This window comes from Sphaerochaeta sp. UBA5849 (genome assembly GCA_002432715.1).
GTDB lineage: Bacteria > Spirochaetota > Spirochaetia > Sphaerochaetales > Sphaerochaetaceae > Sphaerochaeta.
Window position 1 is genome coordinate 54,919 of sequence record DJGJ01000002.1, and the last position, 6,459, is coordinate 61,377.

The following is a 6,459-nucleotide window of genomic DNA, read 5'->3' on the forward strand; positions in this document are numbered from 1 at the left end:
CCTGCACCGGTAGCCCCGGCCCCTGCCCCGGCCACTGTTGCTGCTGCTCCCGAGCCTGTTGAGTATCCGCTCGGTGTTACCGAAATCGTGAAGAACGATGCTGGTACAGAAGAGTTCGACCTGTTCATCGTCCACACCAACGACGTGCATGCACGCATCGTTCCTGCTGACGGTGGCATGGGTTATTCCAAGCTGTCCACAATGCTGAAGATGGGACGTGCTCTCACCGACAACATTCTCGTTCTTGATGCTGGTGACGTTTCCCACGGAACCAACCTTGCGAACATGTTTGAAGGCGAGACCGTAGGAGTCCTGCTCGACATGCTCGGCTACGATGCTGTTGCTCCAGGCAACCATGACTTCAACTACGGCGCTGATCGCCTGATTGAGGCTGCTAGGCTTGCTGAAGAGTACAGTGATCTCAAGGTCCTGTCGGCCAACGTATTGGATGAGAATGGCTATCTGCTGTTCCAGCCGTACCAGGTGTACGATTTCAACGGTTTCAAGATTGCAGTCGTTGGTTTGACCACTCCTGATACCGCCACCAAGACCCATCCGAAGAACGTCAAAGGCATAACCTTTGCCAATGAAGAAATCTTTGAGATTGGTCAGATGGCCATCGATATGGCAAAACAGTATGTTGATTACATCATCGTACTCGGCCACATCGGTATGGATCCTGATGGAGCCAGTGGGCTTACCACCGATAAGATTGTCAGCAAAATCAAGGGTATCGACCTCTTCGTTGATGGTCACAGCCATACCGTGCTCAAAGAGGGCATGAAGATTGGTGATACTCTGATTGTTCAGACTGGCGATTATTTGAAGAACCTTGGACTGGTTCAACTGCATATCAAGAACGGTAAGGTGACTGCAACCTATCCGATGTTGATTCCTGCAGCCGACGTCCTGAACGCCAAGGATTCCGCTCTTGCCAAGCAGTACGGCATTACTGATATTCCCAACGATTCTCAGGTCGATGAGTATGTCGGATACATGTCTGCACAGCTTAGTGAGAAGCTCGGCACTATTGTTGCAACGCTGCCTGAGGACTTGGATGGTGAACGTGCTAGCGTTCGCACCAAGCAGACCAACCTTTCGAAGTTGATCACCATGGCAATGACTGCAGAAAGTGGTGCTGACTTCACCATTACCAATGGTGGTGGCATCCGTGCTTCCTTGAAGGCTGGAAACGTGACGATGGGCGATGTCATCAATGTTCTGCCGTTCACCAACATCATAACTGTTGTTGAGATGAAGGGTTCGGATGTGTATGCCGCTCTCGAGCATGGCTACAGCAAGCTACCCGAACAGAATGGTGCATTCTCCCAGACTGACTTGCAGGTTGTTTACAACCGTTTTGCAGCCCCTGGCAAGCGCATCATTCGTGTCCTGCTCAATGGCAAGCCCATCGATCGTAATGCGACCTACAAGGTTGCCACGAACGACTTCATGGCTGCCGGCGGTGACGGATACACCATGTTCGGCAAGGTTCTTTCCGAAGGTTCCCTGTTGAGCGATGTGTTCATTGAGTTCCTGAAGAAGAATTATCCTGTGAAGTAATTCACGCAATTCTGTTGTATTGGACGGCTACCTTCGGGTAGCCGTTCTTCTCTTGTAGCCGAATCTTCCTTTCACCTGATTTTGTAGCGATTGTAAAGAAAACTGCTTGACATAAAAAATGGTATGAGGTAATGTACCAATCGTTCGAAACGATATTCGCCTGTAGCTCAGTCGGTAGAGCAGGTGGCTGTTAACCACCCTGTCGGGGGTTCAAATCCCTCCGGGCGAGCAAGAGAAAAAGACAATCCTTTGTGGGTTGTCTTTTTTCATGTCTGTATCGGGCATAGAAAAAGCGGCAGGTTTGGCTGCCGCACGAGAATTGATGACCCGTTAGGGCTTCAATCTCTTCTGATTGGCCTCATAGACTCTCCAGGTTGTTTCCAGGATAGTTTGTGCAGACGAATGTTCTGCCTTCCACCCAAGCACATTCTGGGCCATCTTGGAGGAAGCCACCAGCTTGGCAGGATCGCCGGGCCGGCGGTCTACATACTGGGCTTCTATGGGCTTCTTGGTTATGCTTCTGGCAGTATCGAGCAGTTGCTGAACACTGAGCCCTTCTTCAGAGCCTAGATTCACAATTAAGTTGCCTTTCCCTGCCATCAAGTGTTCAGCCGCCAAGACATGACCCTTGGCTAGATCTGTTACGTGTACATAATCCCTGACCCCTGTACCATCGACAGTGTCGTAATCATTGCCGAAAACCAAAAGATTGGGTCGGATGCCCATGGCAACTTCCATGACCACAGGAATCAGATTGGCTGGATTGTTCTCAAGACCAAGCATCCTTCCTTTTTCATCATACCCGGCTGCATTGAAGTACCTCAGTGATACATACTCGAAATCCTTCAGCTCGGCATACCACTTCAGATTCTCTTCGATGCACAGCTTCGTATATCCATAATAGTTGGTGGGATTCTTTGGATGATTTTCATCAACTGGAAGGTAGGCCGGCTCTCCGTAGACTGCAGCTGATGAGGAGAGAATGAAGTGTTTCACTCCCGCCTTGATACAACCGGTGATCAGATTGAGGGAACCGGTGATGTTGTTCTCAGAATACTTGATCGGCTTTATCATCGACTCACCTGCTGCTTTGTATGCAGCAAGATGGATCACCACATCCCAGCCAAGCGACAACACCTCAAGCACCCGCGCCTTGTCTCGAATGTCACCTTCATAAAAAAGAGATTCCGGATGAACATTGCTTTTCAAGCCGGACGATAAATTATCGAAGATCCCCACTGTGTCGTTGCGGTCGAGAAACTCCAATGCTACATGTGTGCCTATATAGCCGGCACCTCCGAACAATAGTACTTTCATATGACGCTCCTGGTCAGTCGAACTTCTTGATGATGTCAGAGAGCTCTTTGGTTCTCTGTTGCAGTTCTGCATCGCTCTTGGCTTCTACAACCAGACGCAGATACGGTTCGGTATTTGACTTTCGGACATTGAACCACCAAGAAGGGAATTCGATGCGATAGCCGTCGAAATCCATGACCTTGGTAGGTTTGTCATGCTCAACGAACCTGGCATGCAAGGCGGCCATGGCGTCATCCTTGTTTTCCAGCTTGAAGTTCATCTCGCCGCTGTTTGCATACGCAATGACCGAATCGATGAAAGACCCGATGCTGATACTCTGCTTCTTCAGTTCACTGACAACCTGCAGGACGATGAGGGAGGCGAGAAAGCCGCTGTCGCAGTTGTAAAAGTCCCTGAAGTAGTAGTGTCCGGCGAGCTCGCCGCCGAAAATCGCACCCAAGTCCCTGAGCTTGGTTTTTGCAAATGCATGACCCACCTTCCAGACATGGACGGTTGCCCCAAGGCCGGTCAAGTATTCGGTTGTCGAGCGGCTGGTCCTGATGTCTACCAAAACATTCCCTTTTTCTTTGCTCAAGTAGTAGCGGCCCAGTACTGCTGTAATATAGTCGGGCTGGAGGAATCTGCCGTTCTCATCGAGGAACATCACACGATCGGCGTCGCCGTCGTAGATTACCCCGATGTCGCTCTTGTTTTTCAGCACTGCAGCCTCAAGGTCCTTGCAGTTTTCCACTTCCAGTGGGTTTGGCTCATGGGCTGGGAATGTTCCGTCGAAATGGTCGTACAAATAGTGGTGGTGATTCCCCAGCAGGTCTTTCACCAGAAGGTTGGCCATACCATGAGAACAGTCGATGGTGAGGTTCAGATTGGATGTATCGGGGACAAACTGCTTGAGGAATGCCAGGTAGGGAGTTTTTGCATCCTTGGTAATGATGCTGCCTTTCTTTGCCGCCACCACGACGATTTCGTTGAGAACCATCTGTTCCAGCTCCATGAGACCACTGTCCGAGCCCACCGGCACAGCCTTTGTCCTGCTGATCTTCAGCCCATTGTATATCGCGGGATTGTGGCTGGCTGTAATCTGCACCGAAGCACCGACCTCAAAATGAACGGTGGAAAAATACACCATGGGAGTGGTGGCTAGGCCGATGTCATACACATCGCTGCCGCTATCGGTAATACCTTTGCACAAGTACTCAAATATTTCCTCACTACTGGTACGGACATCCCTTCCAACGAGTACAACGTTGCTCTTGAGTAGTTTTGGAAGAAAATACCCGATTTTATAGACGGTATCCTTATTGAAATCCTTGTTGTAGATTCCTCTGATATCGTACGCCTTGAACGCTCCCATCTATTCCTCCTTGTTGCTGTGCTGCAACTCATCAACGAACTGTTTCCGATTCATCAGCTCAAAGAAATGTACTGTCCCATCTTTCAACGTCACCATCTCAACCATCTGTCTGAACAGCTTGTCCAAGAGGTTGGGGTGTCTGACTGAAGCGATGTCACGCCTTCCTTGGATGATTTTTGCAGCCAAGGTTTTAGGAATGGGCCTGGTATCCTCAACTTCGTCGAGAGAAAATGAACCTTCATATTTACTGAAGGGGGTTTTTGCTTTCTTCGATTTCATACTAATGCCGAACATGGTTGGATTTCGTTCAAAATCTTCAAAGTAGAAAGAGTTTTTGCATCTATAGAAGAAAACCCCGAACTCTCTGAATACCTCATGGTTGTTCCCATACCAAGTGGCATAGGTTTTCCATGTCAGCGGTGCTTCGTGTCTCGTTTCAAGTGCAGTGATGAAGGCTTGTGCATCTTCTTCCATTATTTTTATCCTTTGCTTCACTAGCTTTTTTCCATATTAGCATATACACTGCGTTGCAGAAAGAGCTACCAGGATTGTAATGGATTACACAGAGAAGGATTTTAGCAAGATTTTGAAAAGCAATGCTCTCAAAATGCGTCGTATGATGCTCAAAAGCGGTACGACTTGTATGAGAGTGTATGATCGAAACCTTGAGAGGTTTCCCGTCACTGTGGATCTCTATGGTCCCTATGCAAGGGTCACCGATTACAGTGAAGAGGGCTTGGATGAAGAGGAGGAGCGGATATGCTGCGATATCGTCTCCCGTATGCTTTATGTCCAGGCGGATCGTGTGATTTTCCATCGCCGACCGAAACGGGTGGGCAAGGAACAACACAGCTTGCAGGGCGAGACCTCGTTGGTTGTACAAGTCACGGAGAATGAACTGTTCTTTACCGTAGACCTGACCAAGAGAATTGATACCGGTTTATTTCTTGACCACATGGCAACGAGGATGCTGGTTGAGTCGATGAGCCGCGGATGCCGGGTGCTGAACCTGTTTTCCTATACAGGATCTTTCTCGGTCTATGCAGCCAGGGGCGGTGCCACCAGCGTTGAGTCGGTGGATTTGTCCAGTACCTATACTGCATGGGCTGAAAAGAATCTTGCTGACAATGGGTATAGTACCGCATTGTATCCTTGTGTTGCCGCCGATGCGTGGCAGTATGTTGTTGAGGCTCTCTCGAGTGGAAAGGTATATGATTTGATCATATTCGATCCCCCGAGTTTTTCCAACAGCAGGAAGATGGAGTATGATTTTGATGTCCAAAGAGATTATCAGCGTTGGATGAAAGTGCTCAATGCACTCTTGGCGAAGGAAGGGAAACTGGTGTTCTCAACAAATCTGGGAACATTCAGGATGGACACGAAAGCAGTTCGAGGTTTTGAGGTTCAAGAGATAACGGCTCAGGTTGCAGCCCCTGGGTTTACACGCCGTTTAGGAACGGCAAGGACGTGGTTGCTTGAAAAGCAACAGGATGTACGGATAACTGCAGCAGATCTGCGGACCGTTGAGAGAAAAGCTGGCAGAGACCGGCGTGAAGAACATGTGGAAGAAGAAGTTATGAAAAAAGAAAAAGTAGCAAAAGACATTGATGTACAGCAAGAGAATGTTGCAGCAGACATTGCTCAAGAAGAAGCTGTACAGGTAGACGCAATTGTAGCAGAGAGTGCAGAAGAAGTCGTACAGGAAGAAGAGTCCTCTGATCTTGAACTGGAAACTGAAGAAGCTGCCGATGAAATTGAAGCCAATGAAGTGGAAGACGACCTTTTGACCCTTCGCTGGGATGATGAAGATATTGCTCCGCTATTTGAAGGAAACGAAGAGGCTGAACAAGATCGAACCGAGCGTGCTCCCAGAAAAGAGCGCGAGAGTCGAAACGATGACCACAGAGGGGCGCGTGATGATCGACGCCCTTCCTACCGTGATCGTGATGACAGAAGGTCCTCCGGCGACAGGGGCGAACGGCCATCCTACCGCGACCGCGATGACCGCAGGTCCTCCAGCGACCGTCCCTCCTATGGAGAGAGAAGACCCTACGGCGACAGGGATGGCCGCCCATCATTCCACGATCGTGACGATCGAAGGCCTTCCGGCGATCGCCCCTCGTATGGTGAGAGAAGACCCTACGGCGACAGGGATGGCCGTCCTTCATTCCGAGATCGTGACGATCGAAGGCCTTCCGGTGACCGCCCCTCCTATGGAGAGAGAAGAC

5 protein-coding genes and 1 tRNA gene are annotated in these 6,459 nt (G+C 49.6%); 3 read left to right on the plus strand and 3 right to left on the minus strand.

The window, feature by feature from the left end; translation table 11 throughout:
* Both B3K89_RS00390 and B3K89_RS00395 read left to right on the plus strand, forming a co-directional pair.
* A partial coding sequence (locus B3K89_RS00390) for a bifunctional metallophosphatase/5'-nucleotidase (protein WP_345906892.1) occupies nucleotides 1–1,563 on the plus strand: 1,563 nt, incomplete at its 5' end.
* A 156-nt stretch (nucleotides 1,564–1,719) separates the two neighbouring features.
* Nucleotides 1,720–1,792 (plus strand) — tRNA-Asn (locus B3K89_RS00395).
* Nucleotides 1,793–1,893: 101 nt separating this feature from the next.
* On the opposite strand, the gene galE is transcribed toward B3K89_RS00395, so the two are convergent.
* The 3 genes from galE to B3K89_RS00410 are packed head-to-tail and all read right to left on the minus strand — an operon-like array spanning nucleotide 1,894 to nucleotide 4,705.
* Nucleotides 1,894–2,880, minus strand: a complete 987-nt coding sequence (galE, locus tag B3K89_RS00400; RefSeq protein ID WP_293890822.1) for a UDP-glucose 4-epimerase GalE — start codon at nucleotides 2,878–2,880, stop codon at nucleotides 1,894–1,896.
* Nucleotides 2,881–2,893: 13 nt separating this feature from the next.
* Nucleotides 2,894–4,231, minus strand: a complete 1,338-nt coding sequence (locus B3K89_RS00405) for a phosphomannomutase/phosphoglucomutase (RefSeq protein ID WP_293910594.1) — start codon at nucleotides 4,229–4,231, stop codon at nucleotides 2,894–2,896.
* Nucleotides 4,232–4,705, minus strand: coding sequence for a hypothetical protein (locus B3K89_RS00410; protein ID WP_293890828.1), 474 nt, complete (start codon nucleotides 4,703–4,705; stop codon nucleotides 4,232–4,234). It abuts the gene before it with no gap.
* A gap of 133 nt (nucleotides 4,706–4,838) precedes the next feature.
* Here B3K89_RS00410 and B3K89_RS00415 point away from each other — a divergent pair.
* The coding region (locus B3K89_RS00415) for a class I SAM-dependent methyltransferase (RefSeq protein ID WP_345906893.1) at nucleotides 4,839–6,459 on the plus strand (1,621 nt) is incomplete at its 3' end.